Genomic DNA, 15051 nt, shown 5'->3' on the forward strand with positions numbered 1-15051 from the left:
ACTTGCAACTTGGGTGAAAGGAGGAGGAGAAATGCAGCTGCTATCGCCGCTATCGGCTTTATTCGGCTTGGCGCTTCCAGCCATCGTTTTAATGTATTTATTCAAGCGCACGTATATGGATACCGAAATTGCGAGCCATATGCTGTGGAATCGCATGCTGCGCGAGCAGGAGGCGAATCGTCCGTGGCAAAAGCTGCGTACCCGCCCGCTTATGCTGTTGCAGCTGCTCGCAGCTGCTGTATTAGTGCTGGCGCTCATGCAGCCGTATCTCACGGCAGATAGCCGCAGCGGCAGTCATACCGTCATCGTACTTGACCGCTCCGCAAGCATGACAGCGGCTATGCCCGGAGGAAGCTCGCAAGGCAGCTTGCTGCACGCCGCTGTACAGCAGGCGGAGCTGTGGCTGAGCGAGCAGCCGAAAGGGGAGCTCATTACTTTGCTTGTAACGGGCGAGCAGCCTCGCATTATTTTGTCCAAGGAAACGGAACATGAGCTCGTGCTGCAGCAGTTGAAAGCCATAACTCCAGATTTCGGTACTCAGGACAACGTAGCGGCTTTATCACTAGCCGACTCGCTGCTTGCGAATGAACAAGGCGGGCAGATTTTGCTTTTAACCGATGGCAGGTGGCAGGATGCGGACTCCGTTAACCTGCTCACGCTTCATGCAAAGCTAGAGCAATTCAAGCTTTCTGCCCCACAAGCTGGCAGCAATAATAGTGCTATTTTGTATTTTGGCATTCATGCGGCAGTTGGGGAGGATGGCAAGCGGGCAGGCGTAGTGACGCTTCGCAATGACAGCGCTGCTTCCAAGCAGATCCAGCTTGCTGTTTATGCGGACAAGGAATCGGAGCCTGCGGCGACAAAATCGGTCAAGCTTGAGTCTGGAGGCTGGACGAGCGTAGATATGAATGGCCTGCCGGAAGCGGCAAGCTATTATACAGCCAAAATCAGCGGAGCGACCGATGATTATGCGGCGGACAATATCGCCTATCAGTTTCCGATTGTATCTAAAGCGCAGCAGGTGCTTTTGGCTACATCCGGCAACTTGTTTTTGGAAAAAGCACTCCAGCTCGCTGGGGTAAAAACGATAAAGGTTGATCCAACACAATACGTTCCTTCCAAGGAGCATGTTAAGGACATCGACTGGGTCATTATGGATGGAGACACAGCGAAGCTTCGTACGGACAAAAGCTGGCAGGAGCTGTTTGCCTCCAAGCCCGTCTGGTATATTGATCATCCAGAAGCGACCGAGGAAGAGACGGCTTCGCCTGCGAATAGCAGGGTGGCGATAGCCGACCATCCCGTTACCGCCTATCTTTCATTTGAAGATACCCATATTGGACGGATGGTGAAGGCGAAGGATGCGGGGACTTGGGGAGATGCCATCGTCACCTATGGCGGCTTGCCTGCTATTTATGCAGGCTCGGTGCAAGGCAGGCCGCAGCTGCGCTTTACCTTTGATATGCAAAGCAGCGATTTGCCGCTGCGGCCGGAGTTTCCCGTGCTAATTGTACAGGCTGCGGACTGGATGAGCGGTGGCAGTCGGGCTCAGCTAGGGACGGCGGATGCCGGAAGTGCGCTACAGCTTGCTTTTTTAAATGAGACAGTAAGTGCCAAGTGGGAAATGATTGAAACTATAGGCGGCTATAGCGAAAAATCGCTGCCTGACAGCAATCTGTCTGCGGCGCTTGCTTCGCAAGAACCGGCTATCGCCCCAGCGGTTCCGGGCTTGTACCGTTTAATGGAGCAAAACGCAGAAGGAGAAACGATCGGCCAGAGGATGCTTGCTGTAAATGCGGCTTCCGCCGAAAGTGCATCGATGTCTGCAACTGCCGATATTAAGCCGATTGCAGCTGCTTCCTCTGAGACAAGTCAAAACCAGGCTGATGCGGGAAGTGCTGCGGGCAGCGTGGAGACGGCAAATGCTGCAAATGCTTTTGCCGCATGGCTCGCGCTGGCACTGCTTGCGCTGATGCTGGTGGAATGGGAGGTGTATAGGCGTGGGAATGCAGGCTGATTCACCTTGGGCGCTCCTTCTTCTTATCCCGTGGGCTGCGGCGGTGTGGTGGATGATTCGAGGTACGCTGCGGCTGCAGGGCACTCGTAAAAAGATAGCCATTGCGCTGCGTGGACTCATCCTGCTACTGGTCATTGCGATCGCTGCTGGCGTGCAGCCTTACTGGCGTGTCGAGCAGCGAAACGTTATTTTTGTAGCGGATCGCTCCGCGTCCGTCAATGCCGATGCCTCTTTAGGCGAGTGGATTGCCAAAGCCTCGGCGGCGAAAGACGAAGAGGACCGAAGCGGAATTGTGTCCATCGGACTGGATGCGGCAATCGATAAGGTACTTTCGCCTGATGAGCTTCCAAGTGCGGAACGATATACGTTCCGTTCAGGTGTGAATGAAAATTTCACGGATCTGTCTCAAGCGCTCCGCCTTGCGTCTGGCATGCTGCATGAAGCCGGTGGCGGCAAAATCGTGCTGCTCTCCGATGGCGCTGAAAACGCCGGAAGCATGCTGCGCCAAGCAGAGCTGCTAAAGCATGCTGGCATTGAGGTGGATGTCGTTCCGATAGCTGCCCCGCAGCGGGTGGACGCTTCGCTCGAAGCGATGGACGTACCGCAAACGCTGCGTCAGGGCGAGAAGTTTACGTTTGAGTTTACGATTAACAGCACATCATCCGGTGCGGCCAAGCTGAGGATCTATGAAGATAACCGTGAGCTTTCGACAAGTGATATCGTGCTGGAGCCGGGCGAAAATCGTTTTGCCCTGCAAAGCGCTGCGCTGGAACCGGGCTTTCACCGTTTCCGGGCCGAGCTATATGCCGAAGGGGATGAACGCGAGCAGAACAATACGGCTTATGCGTTCAGCAGAGTTAGCGGCCCGCCCGCTGTGCTTATTGTCGAAGGCGTGCCGGGCTCATCGGGAAATGTGGAGGCAGCTTTGAAAGCCTCGCTCATTCGTTACGAGACGATTCCGCCTGAGCGGCTGTCTGTACAGCTGGCTTCATATGCTGCCTATGACAGCATTATTTTAAATAATGTTCCGGCAACCCGCATTGCGGCAAAACCGATGGAGTGGCTCGGCAAAGCGGTCAGCGATTATGGCATCGGCCTAGTCATGCTAGGGGGCGACAACAGCTTTGGTTTGGGCGGCTATTTTCAAACGCCTATCGAGAAGGCGCTGCCGGTTTACATGGATTTGAAGGGCAAGCGACAGCTTCCGTCGCTCGGCTTGATATTAGTAATTGACCGTTCCGGCAGTATGTCTGGCGGCAAGCTGGAGCTCGCGAAGGAAGCGGCGATGCGAACGATTGAGCTGATGCGTCCCGAGGATTCGGTAGGCGTAGTCGCCTTCGACTCGACGCCATGGTGGATCGTGGAGCCGACCAAGCTGACGGAACGCGACGATGTTTTGGCTAAAATCCAAGGCATTCAGGCTGATGGGGGCACGGAAATTTTCCCGGCTCTGGATACCGCTTACAACAAGCTGCTGGAAATGGATGCCCAGCGCAAGCATATTATTTTGCTCACCGATGGCCAATCGGCTTCTAATCCGGGATATGCTACACTGACACAAGGCATGGTCGACAATAAAATGACGATGTCTACAGTTGCAGTAGGAGACGGTGCGGATCAGGTGATGCTGGAGCAGCTTGCGAAGCAGGCAAAGGGACGGTTTTATTTTACAAATGATGAAAGCACGCTTCCGGCTATTTTCAGCCGTGAGACGGTGTTAATGTCACGAACGTATATTGTGGAGCAAAATGCGCCGCCGCTCATCGGGCAAGCCGGAAGCTGGGCGACGATGTGGCAAAATGGCTTGCCGGTTTTGCAGGCGTACATCGCAACGACAGCGAAGGAAACGGCAGAGGTCGCGCTGCGATCCCCACAAGGCGATCCGATTTTGGCACGCTGGGCTTATGGCTCAGGACGAACGGTAGCCTGGACGAGCGACTTGACTGGAAAATGGTCACGAGACTGGGTACAGTGGTCCGCCTTGCCTAATGTTCTCGCCGAGTGGATTAAATGGACGTTTCCCCAATTTGAGAGCACGCCGTATTCCGCAACAGCTGAGCTGGATGGTCGAGAGGCGATGCTGCGCTTGCGCACCGAGGGCAGTGATACAGCAGCGAAGCTGTCAGCTGTGGTCACGGACGAAGCTGGCAAAAGCACGACGCTTTCTCCGCTTCCCGCGGCTCCGGGCGAATATGCGGCAAGCCTTCCGGTGTCTGAGCCGGGCGTGTATTTAATGCAAGTGAATGAACAGACCGCTGCTGCGGGCGGAGCGGAAACGCCAAATACGGGTAGTGGCACGACAACGGGTTTTGTCATTCCATATTCGCCTGAGTATCGATTGACGGGTGAAAATGGAACAGAAGCGCTGCAGCAGCTTGCTAACGCTACTGGCGGACGCCTGCTGTCGCTGGACGCGCCGCAGGAGGTTTACCGCTTCATTCCAGTAGAGTCCAGGCAGCCTTATGATTGGACTCGTGAGCTGCTCCTATTGATTTTGGCGCTGTGGCTGCTCGACATTTTGCTGCGTCGGCTGTCGCTGCCTTGGCAGCGAATCGGGCGAATGCTTTTGACGAGGCTCGGATTAGCGGGCGGACGTTTGCAGAGGAAAGAGCCAGACGCCGCTGCACCTTCAGGAGTGAGCAGGCTGCAGCAGCGTAAAAGCCGCACCGCAGGCTTTTATGGCGAGCGCGCGGGCACAAGTGATGCGGCTTCCGCCTCGCCAGCATCTGGTCAGGCGAAGGGTGCTGGTGCAGACCTTGCTGGCGTGCAGCGAGCTGCGATCCATTCGTCGCAGATTGCTAGTGGCTCAAATCGAGCCCAAGCTGTGCGGCCGGAGGGACAAGGTCAGGCAAGCAAGCAACAGCGAGACGACCAGCAGTTTAAATCAGTAGGCACAAGCAGTCAGCCATTAGCTCCGCCTGCGAATTCAGAGACAAACCCAGCTGACGGCCATGCGACGCTCAATCGTCTGCTTGCCGCGAAGAAGCGCGGCAAGCGGTAGCATTTTTGACAAGCTGCTAGGCTAGAATGTTGGTTTTGTTTAGAGGAATGGACAATGGCGGCGTCGAAAGTTACAATGCACATAAAAGATTTTTTCTGAGGAGCTGACGTAACGATGTATAACGAAATCACGCCGGAGCAAGTAGAGGCGCGTCTGAATAATAAGGAAAAGTTTCATTTAATCGACGTTCGTGAGCTTGACGAGTGGGAAGAGGGACACATTGCCGAAGCAGCGCATTTGCCATTGTCTGAAATTCAGGAGCGTTTGGATGAGCTGCCTAAGGATGAAAATATTATTTTCGTCTGCCGCAGCGGCGGACGCAGTGGCAAAGTATGCGGCTTCCTCGCGCCACAGGGCTACTCCGTCACTAATATGACGGGCGGCATGCTCGCTTGGCCGGGAGCCATTGTGACTGGAGCGTAGCACAGAGCGTTAAAACGAAAAGCAGCCTTGCAACCGCTTGTTGGCGGATTGCTAGGCTGCTTTTGATTTTGTAGGTTGGTTTTCACTATTAACCTTTTTAAACCGAACATTTGATGAGGCTGGAAGGCTCCCATTGAAAGAGATTATTTTGCTCAACCCTTATACAGATAAGGACTCTCCGCGCGACAAGCAGTCCATTCTGGACATTCGAGCCAGGACAACTGAAGGCGAAATTATTAATGTTGAAATGCAGCTTTTTAATAAATATGATACTGAGAAAAGAATGCTTTTCTATTAGAGTAAGCAATACTCTGGGCAATTGCAGGAAGGGCAGCCTTATAGCCAACTGAAACGGTGCGTGACTATTAATATTTTGAACTACGCCTTGCTGCCAAATGATTTGTATCATAACGTATTTCATCTGCGGGAAGATCGAACCGGAATTTCACTAATTGACGATATTGAATTTCACTTTCTGGAGCTGCCGAAGCTAGACGAACAAGCCATTTCAATTGAGGAAGGCGGACTTGTGAACTGGCTGTTATTTCTGAAAGGTGCAGATCAATCCAAATGGGAGGTGCTAACGATGAATGAACCGGTACTAAAAAAGGCCATGGATACGCTGGAATTTTTGAGTCAGGATTTAGAAGGACGAAGACAGTATGAAGATCGCCAGAAGTATTTACATGATGAAGCTTCGATGTATGAAGTAGCTAACTCAAGAGGAAAGGCGGAGGCGAAAAAGGAAATTGCCAGAAAGCTCCTTGCTCTTGGAGTTGAGCTTTCCGTTATCGTCGAAGCATCCGGTCTAACTGAGAAAGAAATAATTGATTTAAAGTCGTTATAGTAAAAAATAGAGACGAGCCGCCCCATTGCGGTCGGCTCGTTTTGTCTTTAAGGGGATGTTTTTACAAAAAAAATCGTCAATTGATCTTTGTTTTATTTCCAACCAGATAAATCTTAATCAACTCACTCTTATAGAGTGCGATACAAACTACTGGCAGGTTTGGCTTGAGCAGTTTGGGTTTCAATCCACGCAGTAGGTCATGAGCAAAAACAGTAATACAGCAGCGCTGAATAGAAAGACTGTATAAAAAAATACAGACCGCCTTGTGTGGCGGTCTGATAGATAAATTTATGAGGTTACAGTAACAAACCAAGTCGAGAGAAGGACCCCGCTGGAACTGTAGCCACGAATTGTTGCGCTGCCCGTATTTAAAGCAGTTAGCCATCCAGATGAAGATACGGAAACAATAGATGTTCCTGATGCAACAACATAGCTATTCGCACCAAAGAGTGACGTAGAATTTCCTTTTTTCAAAGTTATAAAGGTTGTTCCAGCTGCTGAAGCCGTTGTTGGAGCTAGTAATGCGAAACTTGTAAAGGATGCAAGGGCTAAGGTGGTGGCGAGAAAAGTTTTCTGAATGGATTTTTTCATTTGAACCTCCTATTTCAATTAATTTACTTAAATAGAAATAATAAGTAAATCCAATTTAATCATACAATAGTAGTTTCTGCTTGCATAGAGGTGTAAATTGTCGTATTAAGACTATTAATTGCTAGCACGTTTGTTTCTGTATAGTTGAGTGCGACTGTGTTTAAAGAGGCTACATTAGGCGCTGTATATACACGCCCACCAAAAGCGCGACAAAGCTTGCTTGGCAAGATAACTCAAGCCAATATGTTTTAATCATCGAACCCACATAGAGTGCGACGAGCAAGGCAATCACCTTTTATGTGGAACTGGCAAGTTTTAATCCACACACTCACTAGAGTGCGACTAAAATAGCCCCACCGCAGCGGAGCTTAATAAATGTTTCAATCCACGCACTCACATAGAGTGCGACACGCGCGCAGCCAGCTTATATGGGGCGAGTTTTACGTTTCAATCCACGCACTCACATAGAGTGCGACGAGTGGTATACATGACTATTGAACAGCGTGGCAAGTTTCAATCCACGCACTCACATAGAGTGCGACGAATGCAGGGGAAGTGTTGATGTGGTCGCAGGAGATGTTTCAATCCACGCACTCACATAGAGTGCGACTCTGATTATCGTTAGCAGTTTTGGTACTGAAACGTTTCAATCCACGCACTCACATAGAGTGCGACGAATTGGCTAACGGTCGCCTAGCATCGGAACGGGTTTCAATCCACGCACTCACATAGAGTGCGACTTTAATCAATTCAGTCATCTCTAATCCTCCTAGTGTTTCAATCCACGCACTCACATAGAGTGCGACGCGGAACACCGCTAAAATGACCGACTATTTGCAAGTTTCAATCCACGCACTCACATAGAGTGCGACATATGCGGAGAGGTGGGATGCGATGAAACTTGTGAGTTTCAATCCACTCACTCACATAGAGTGCGACATGATAGAGGAGTATTAGAATCTGATCGTAGTTATGTTTCAATCCACGCACTCACATAGAGTGCGACACAACGACTTCTTCGATCTTCACGTCGACGAAATCGTTTCAATCCACGCACTCACATAGAGTGCGACGCTGGTTTACAGATCGGATACGTCCAAACTAATCTGTTTCAATCCACGCACTCACATAGAGTGCGACCCGTAAGACGCGCTAGGCACATCAAGATAAGGAGGTTTCAATCCACGCACTCACATAGAGTGCGACCATTGCATATACAGCGGCGTCAAGCATGATCGGGGTTTCAATCCACGCACTCACATAGAGTGCGACCATCGACCTAACGGAGATCGGGCGCAATATCATTGTTTCAATCCACGCACTCACATAGAGTGCGACAGCGAAAAAATGCATAATTAATTCCATAATGGCATTAATGCTACATTTTTTCAATAAAAACAAAGCAAGAAAAATGGACTGAGGTATTGACTTTTACTTGAATAGCACGTTTTCGACTTGAATCGACAAAATCTGAGGTGCGAGTGACCTAGGGTTTTTATGTGAGCTTCACATTCGCACCAAAAATACGGCCACGGTTGATTAGGCTTATAGAAAGAAAAAAGTATACTTATTTACGCGAATAATAAGGCTTCTATCTCTATCTGATATAAGAGCTGTCGTCAAAAGTCGGCAACGCCTGCTCAACCCTGCTCACACCTTTTTACGCTTGATCCATATGGCTAACCTCAGCCTGTACACATGTCAGCCCCCTACCGAACATATGATGATACAAAGAAAATAAATCATCATGAATTGATCTTTGAATATGGCGGCGGCTGGTGTAATTGAAAGGCGAAAGGGCGGGTGTGCGATTGGAGCAGCGGAATAATGATAGTGAAAATAGTGTGACTTTGCAATATGCAGTGGGCGGCATGAGCTGTACAGCTTGCGCCGCGCGAATCGAGAAAGCCGTGGGCAAAATGGAGGGTGTTCAATCGGTCGCGGTCAGCTATCCCGCAAGATCGGCTTGGGTACAATTTGTGCCTGAAAGCTTGCGGTCTGAGGAGATTATGGCGAAAATCGGTCACATCGGCTTTCAAGCTTCGGCAGCTGAGCACAGCAAAAAACAGTGGAAGCAGGAACGCAGCGCTCTTGGCCTCCGGCTTATGATCTCGCTGCTGCTTACACTGCCTCTGCTTGCTGGAATGACCCAGCATCTGCCCCTGTTAAGCGGGCTCCCCATTCCGGCTTGGCTGCTGCATCCATGGCTGCAGCTCGCGTTAGCTACCATCGTTCAATTCGTCATTGGGCTGCCTTTTTATATTGGAGCTTACCAAGCGCTGCGTTCGCGTGCAGCGAATATGGACGTTTTGGTAGCGGCAGGAACGTCTGCCGCTTATTTATACAGCCATTATATTGTTTTTTCCAGCCTTCCGACTGGAAAAACGCTTGCTGCTGGACATACGCTGCCGCTTTATTTTGAAACCTCTGCTGTCGTTATCAGCGCAGTGCTGCTCGGCAAATATTTGGAGATGACAGCTGCATCGCGGGCGCAGGATGAGGCGGGCGGGTACAGCCAATTGGAGGTGCAAACCGCAACTGTAGAACGGGCAGGCCAGTGGGTTAATGTACAGACCGCTTTCGTACGGGAAGGCGAAATCGTGCGCATTGCCACAGGTGAGACGGTCCCGGTTGACGGCGTTTTAACGAGCGGGGAAACCGATATGAATGAATCGCTGCTGACAGGAGAAAGCTTGCCGGTCGTTAAACGGGCAGGAGACCGAATTTGGGCAGGAACAACGAATGTGGGAGCGATGCAACGCATCCGTACAACCGCTGCGGGACATGCGACGTTGCTCAGCCGGATTAGCGAGCTGCTTCGTCAGGCGCAGCGCTCCAAATCTGCGATTCAGCAGCAGGTGGACCGGGTGGCCGCTTGGTTTGTTCCGGCGATGCTCGCCCTTTCGGCTTTCACCTTCATGCTTTGGCTGGTGCTCCTGGACCCCGGCAATTGGCATCAAGCTTTCCGCTGCGGGGTCGCCGTTATGCTCGCCGCCTGTCCATGTGCACTAGGTCTGGCCGCGCCTATTTCACTGGTCATTGCTTCTGGCCGCCTGGCGAAGCAGGGCATTGTGCTGAAACAAGGCGGGGCGCTGGAGCGGCTCGCCCGGCTTAATACGCTGCTGCTGGACAAAACCGGTACGCTCACCGAGGGTAGCCCGCAGGTTAGCGCCGTATGGGCTGCGCCAAATCAGACGCGTTCAGCCGTGCTGCGTTTGGCCGCTGCCGCTGAAGCAGGTTCCACGCATCCGCTAGGGCAAGCGATAGGGCGTGAAGCGGGGCGAATCGGGTTGACGCCGCCAAGCGCGTCAGAAATGGTTTATTTTCCCGGCAAAGGCGTTCAAGCGGTAGTGGAGCGAAGGCGAATAACCGTCGGAAATGCAACCTTTGCCAAAGCCGAACAGTGGAAAGCGAATGCAGAGGTCGCCGCAGCTTTAGCTGCTTTTTGCGCAGAACGGGAAAAAAGAGGAGAAACACTGCTATATGTAGCGGCAAATGGCCTGCTCATCGGGGCTATTTCGCTTGCAGATCGGGTTAAACCTCATTCATTTGCTGCCGTTCAGCAGCTTCAACGTTATGGACTGCAAGTGATGCTCGCAACAGGCGACCACCAAAGTCCTGCTCATAATGCAGCCCGTCAAGCAGGCATTACGCAAGTGTTCGCCGGATTGCTGCCAGAGCAGAAGCTGGAGCTGGTAGAGCAGCTTAAACGTTCGGGCAAACGGGTCGGCATGGCTGGCGACGGCTGGAATGATGCACCTGCGCTTGCTGCTGCCGACGTGGGCATTGCGATGGGCAATGGCACGGAAGCGGCGCTCGCCGCCGGACATTTAACGCTGCTTCAGCCGCGTATGACCGCGATTGTTGATGCGCTGGGCATCAGCCGGCTGACGGTGCGCAATATTAAGCAGAACTTGCTGCTTGCCTTCCTATATAACAGCAGTATTGTGCCGTTTGCCGCCTTCGGTCTGCTAGAACCATGGATGGCAGGGGCAGCGATGGCGCTGAGCTCCGTGTCTGTAGTTGGAAATGCGATGCGGCTGAGCTATATTTTGCGGCGGCACAAGCAGCTTGCTGCTTAGCGTGAGGTGGACAAATACGGAAAAACGATGGTATAGTTACTACGTCTAACCTACATAATGATGAGGGCCAGCGCCAAGCAGGGATACCGCATTTTCGGCACAGCTGCCGTGAATGCTTTTTTTATGCCTGATTTGCCTGAAGCATCCCTCCGCATGGAGAGAACATACCATTTTAGAGGAGTGTATACGATTAATGAAAGTTAAAATGAACCATATGCTGAAAACAAGCCTTGCCATTTGGCTTATAGCAACGCTAACGCTGCTTGCCGCTTGCGGCAGTGCGGTAAACAATAATAAGGAATCTGCTGCACCATCTGTCGCACCTTCTGCATCTCCATCCGCCGAGACAGGCGCCGCATATCCGCTCACCGTAACCGATGGAATGGATACTAAGCTGACCTTCGAGCAAGCGCCTGAAAAAATTGTAACGCTTGTGCCAAGCGAAACCGAAGTTGTGTTTGCTGTAGGAGCAGGCAAGCAAGTAGTCGGCGTGGATCAGTACAGCAACTATCCGGAAGAAGCGAATGATATTGAGAAAATTGGCGATATGACGACTAATATAGAAGCTGTCGTGAAGCTGAACCCGGACCTTGTGCTGGCATCCTCCAGCATGAATGGCGATGCGATTGCCAAGCTGCGTGAATTGAATATTCCGGTATTTGCCTCCGATCCGAAAACGTATGGCGAAACGATTGCCCATATTGAGGCGGTCGGCCAAATTTTGAACCGGGTGAAGGATGCCGAGACCGTTGCGGGACATATGCGCGACGTCATGAATCAGGTTATGAATGCGGTGAAGGATGCGCCTGCGAAAAAGGTGTATTTGGAGTTCAGCCCTGGCTATACAGCAGGATCGGGTACGTTTTTGGATGAGCTGCTGACGATGGCAGGCGGTGCCAATGTGGCCGGCTCGAAAGAAGGCTGGTATGAAGTCAGCGCCGAAGAGATCGTTAAGCAAAATCCGGAAATCATCATCTATCCGGATATGAAGGTAAAACCGAACCCCATCGTTGCAGCGATGGACAGCCGGGCAGGCTGGAACGTCATTGACGCGGTGAAAAACAAGCAGGTTATCGCGGTTGCGGAAGATCCGCTCGTGCGTGTAGGACCGCGGCTTGCCGACGGTTTGCTTGATCTGGCGAAGGCTGTTCATCCAGACCTCGTTAAATAGCGGATGAGACATCAATGGCTAGGCTATGGAGGAGCAGCAGTGCTCCTTCTTGCTGTTTCTATTATCGCGAGCTTGTCGATTGGCTCAGCAGGCATTTCCTTTACCGATGTGTGGGGTATTTTGCTGCACCAGCTGCCATGGCTTAGAGATCAGCCCGTTAGCTGGAGTGAAGGAGAAATTGCAATTGTGACCCAGGTCAGGCTGTCCCGTGTGCTGCTTGCGGTGCTTGTAGGCGCATGTCTGGCACTGGCAGGCAGCGGTTTTCAAGGCGTGCTGCGCAATCCGCTGGCCGATCCTTATACGCTCGGGGTTGCTTCCGGCAGCTCGGTTGGCGCTGCGGCATTGATTTTATTCGGCTATCAGGCGGCAGTTGGCATTTGGACCATTCCAATCGTCGCTTTCATAACCGGAATTACGACGTTATTGGTCGTTTTCTGGCTGGCGCGCAGCTCTGAGGGGCTGCAGTTGGAAACGCTTATATTATCCGGCGTTATTATCCAGGCGTTCCTCGGAGCTTTCGTATCGTTTATGGTTTCGCTGTCCAACAGCGTAGTGAACCAGATTTTATTTTGGCTCATGGGCTCGCTGGCGATGAAAAGCTGGGCGAACGTCTATATGCTGATTCCGTTCCTCATTATTGGCGTCATTGTGCTGATCGCTTATGCGCAGCATTTGAATGTTTTTCTGCTTGGCGAGGGGCAGGCGGCGCATTTGGGCATTCGGGTAGAGCGTACGAAGCTGGTCGTGCTGGCCTGCTCGACGCTGCTCACAGCGGCTGCCGTATCGGTAGCGGGCGTCATTGGTTTCGTTGGCCTCGTCGTACCGCATGTGATTCGCTTGATCGTTGGGCCGGATTACCGCTTGCTTATTCCGCTATCTGCATTTGGCGGCGGCATATTTGTGCTCTGGGCCGATACGCTTGCTCGTATGGCGCTTAGTCCGAAGGAAATTCCGCTAGGCGTAGTAACGGCGCTGATCGGTGCGCCATTTTTCGCTTATTTGCTGCATCGGCGCAAGCGGCTGGAAGGAGGGGGATGATGGCTATCATGCTTGAAGCGCGTCAACTCGGGACGACGATTCGCGGGAGAAATGTGCTGAATGACTTAACCTTTTCCTTTGAAAAAGGGTATACATACGGCATTATCGGCCCCAATGGCGTCGGAAAATCCACTTTACTGCGGCTGCTTTCCGGCGTATTGCCTCCTTCGCAAGGTGATATTTTTCTGGCAGGGCGCAGCATTGCCGCCTATTCACGCAAGGAGGCTGCGCGCAAGCTTGCGGTGCTCCAGCAGGGCGTACTCCCTCCGGTAGGTTTTACGGTGCGTGAAGTGATTGAAATGGGACGCTTTCCGTATCAAAATTGGTTCGGCAATGAGCCTCGCGACAGCTCGCCAATTATTAATGAGGCGATTGCTGCAATGGGGCTTGAGAAGCTGGAGCAGCGTACAATGGCTGAGCTAAGCGGCGGTGAACGGCAGCGCGTGGCGCTGGCAAAAGTGATCGTGCAGCAAGCGGATGTCATTTTGCTTGACGAACCAACGACCTATTTGGATATTGGCTACCAAATTCAATTGCTGGATACGGTAAAGAGCTGGCAGCGTGAGCAGGGTATTACCGTTGTAACCGTGCTGCATGATCTAAATTTAGCCGCTTTATATTGCGATGAAGTGCTGGTGCTGCATAAGGGGAGTATTGCAGCTCTGGGCAAGCCGCAGCATATTTATACGACGGAGCTTATTCGCGAGGTATACGGCGCTGAAGCTTCAATAATGAATCATCCGTTAACAGGGGTGCCGCAAATTTTGCTTGCGCCCAATGTGCGAATAAACAATGGGGAGCTGGAATGAAAAGATGAAAGAAGAATTTTGCATGCTGCTGGCGAACGCAATTGGGAGAATCCCGGCATTTAATGAACAGGAAGCGGAGGCGGCAAGACGCCATTCCGACCAATTGACGAAGCCGCCGGGCAGTTTGGGCAAGCTTGAAGATGTTGCCTGCCAGCTTGCGGGAATTTCGGGCGAGCGCTGGCCAGATATGGAGCGCAAAGCGGTCATTATTATGGCTGGCGACCACGGGGTGTGCGAGGAGGGGGTCAGTGCATTTCCCCAAGCGGTAACCCCTCAGATGGTGCTGAATTTCTTGAATGGCGGCGCAGCAGTCAACGTACTTGCCCGTCAGGCGGGAGCTGACGTGTTTTGCGTTGATATTGGGGTGAACGCAGAGCTTGCGCATCCGAAGCTTCTAAGCCGCAAGATCATGTACGGAACCGCTAATATGGCGAAAGAGGCTGCGATGACGAAAGAGCAGTCCATTAGAGCGATTTTGACAGGGGTAGAAGTCGTGGATGAGCTTTACGAAAAAGGCTACCGCGCCTTTGCCATAGGTGAAATGGGCATCGGCAATACGACGGCTAGCGCTGCGATTACGACGGTGTTGACAGGGCTTCCGCCCGAAGAAACGGTTGGCAGAGGAACAGGCATTAATGATGAGGCTTGGAAAAATAAAGTCGAGGTTGTTAAACGGGCTATTGCGGTTAATGCACCTGATGAGCTGGATCCCTTCGATGTACTGATGAAGCTGGGCGGAGTTGAAATTGCTGGACTGGTAGGCGTAATTATTGGAGCAGCGGCGAACAGCTGCCCGGTCGTTATAGACGGCTACATTTCCTCTGTCGCAGCGTTAGTAGCTTCGCGTATTTCAGATAAGACAAAACCAAGCATGATCGCGTCCCATCTTTCCTATGAGCAGGGTCATGCGAAGCTATTGAAAGCCGTTGGCTTAAGCCCAATGATTCATATGGATATGCGGCTTGGAGAAGGCACAGGCGCGGTATTATGCTTTCATTTTATCGATGCGGCATTAAAGCTCATGCAGGAAATGGCCACTTTTGAAAGTGCAGGGGTATCGAAAGCGTAGGTG

General features: G+C 51.8%; 9 protein-coding genes, 1 pseudogene and 1 CRISPR repeat array. Of the genes and pseudogenes, 9 read left to right on the forward strand and 1 reads right to left on the reverse strand.

The genetic code is table 11. From position 1 onward, the window contains the following. The first annotated feature begins 31 nt into the window (after positions 1–31). From AC6B99_RS14030 to AC6B99_RS14045, 4 genes and pseudogenes are all read left to right on the forward strand, one after another. A complete protein-coding gene (locus AC6B99_RS14030) occupies positions 32–2017 on the forward strand; it encodes a BatA domain-containing protein (RefSeq protein ID WP_496663558.1) in 1986 nt (661 codons plus the stop codon). Continuing rightward, a complete protein-coding gene (locus AC6B99_RS14035) occupies positions 2007–5018 on the forward strand; it encodes a VWA domain-containing protein (RefSeq protein ID WP_496663588.1) in 3012 nt (1003 codons plus the stop codon). The genes AC6B99_RS14030 and AC6B99_RS14035 overlap by 11 nt, the downstream gene beginning before the upstream one ends. Before the next feature lie 114 nt (positions 5019–5132). Further along, complete coding sequence (locus tag AC6B99_RS14040) at positions 5133–5441, forward strand: rhodanese-like domain-containing protein (protein ID WP_046233130.1); 309 nt, start codon at positions 5133–5135, stop codon at positions 5439–5441. Positions 5442–5526: 85 nt separating this feature from the next. Continuing rightward, positions 5527–6288 (forward strand): annotated as a pseudogene (locus tag AC6B99_RS14045) (Rpn family recombination-promoting nuclease/putative transposase); the annotation flags it as partial. Positions 6289–6576: 288 nt separating this feature from the next. On the opposite strand, the gene AC6B99_RS14050 reads toward AC6B99_RS14045, so the two are convergent. Next, positions 6577–6879, reverse strand: a complete 303-nt coding sequence (locus tag AC6B99_RS14050; RefSeq protein WP_155973307.1) for a BLB8/JUQZ-1 family protein — start codon at positions 6877–6879, stop codon at positions 6577–6579. A gap of 377 nt (positions 6880–7256) precedes the next feature. Further along, a CRISPR array of direct repeats spans positions 7257–8217; the repeat unit is 32 nt; unit sequence GTTTCAATCCACGCACTCACATAGAGTGCGAC. A gap of 446 nt (positions 8218–8663) precedes the next feature. On the opposite strand from AC6B99_RS14050, the gene AC6B99_RS14055 reads away from it, so the two are divergent. The 5 genes from AC6B99_RS14055 (at position 8664) to cobT (ending at position 15048) form a co-directional block, all read left to right on the forward strand. Beyond that, positions 8664–10961 (forward strand): heavy metal translocating P-type ATPase, encoded by a 2298-nt coding sequence (locus AC6B99_RS14055; protein ID WP_496663559.1) that lies wholly within the window; start codon positions 8664–8666, stop codon positions 10959–10961. Positions 10962–11154: 193 nt separating this feature from the next. After that, a complete protein-coding gene (locus AC6B99_RS14060) occupies positions 11155–12132 on the forward strand; it encodes an ABC transporter substrate-binding protein (RefSeq protein WP_496663560.1) in 978 nt (325 codons plus the stop codon). 3 nt (positions 12133–12135) lie between these two features. Next, positions 12136–13170 carry a FecCD family ABC transporter permease gene (locus tag AC6B99_RS14065; protein WP_056038024.1) on the forward strand — a complete coding sequence of 345 codons (1035 nt, stop codon included), beginning with the start codon at positions 12136–12138 and terminating at the stop codon, positions 13168–13170. A gap of 8 nt (positions 13171–13178) precedes the next feature. Continuing rightward, positions 13179–13979, forward strand: a complete 801-nt coding sequence (locus AC6B99_RS14070; RefSeq protein ID WP_496663589.1) for a heme ABC transporter ATP-binding protein — start codon at positions 13179–13181, stop codon at positions 13977–13979. A gap of 4 nt (positions 13980–13983) precedes the next feature. Beyond that, positions 13984–15048, forward strand: coding sequence for a nicotinate-nucleotide--dimethylbenzimidazole phosphoribosyltransferase (gene cobT, locus AC6B99_RS14075; RefSeq protein WP_494863923.1), 1065 nt, complete (start codon positions 13984–13986; stop codon positions 15046–15048). The last annotated feature ends 3 nt before the right edge of the window (positions 15049–15051 follow it).

This window comes from Paenibacillus liaoningensis (genome assembly GCF_059609455.1).

Excerpts from the sequence above, each read along its gene's own strand:
- AC6B99_RS14040 (WP_046233130.1), top strand. The coding sequence starts at position 5,133 with ATGTATAACGAAATCACGCCGGAGCAAGTAGAGGCGCGTCTGAATAAT.
- cobT (WP_494863923.1), top strand. The coding sequence starts at position 13,984 with ATGAAAGAAGAATTTTGCATGCTGCTGGCGAACGCAATTGGGAGAATC.
- AC6B99_RS14060 (WP_496663560.1), top strand. The coding sequence starts at position 11,155 with ATGAAAGTTAAAATGAACCATATGCTGAAAACAAGCCTTGCCATTTGG.
- AC6B99_RS14030 (WP_496663558.1), top strand. The coding sequence starts at position 32 with ATGCAGCTGCTATCGCCGCTATCGGCTTTATTCGGCTTGGCGCTTCCA.
- AC6B99_RS14035 (WP_496663588.1), top strand. The coding sequence starts at position 2,007 with ATGCAGGCTGATTCACCTTGGGCGCTCCTTCTTCTTATCCCGTGGGCT.
- AC6B99_RS14065 (WP_056038024.1), top strand. The coding sequence starts at position 12,136 with ATGAGACATCAATGGCTAGGCTATGGAGGAGCAGCAGTGCTCCTTCTT.
- AC6B99_RS14050 (WP_155973307.1), bottom strand. The coding sequence starts at position 6,879 with ATGAAAAAATCCATTCAGAAAACTTTTCTCGCCACCACCTTAGCCCTT.
- AC6B99_RS14070 (WP_496663589.1), top strand. The coding sequence starts at position 13,179 with ATGCTTGAAGCGCGTCAACTCGGGACGACGATTCGCGGGAGAAATGTG.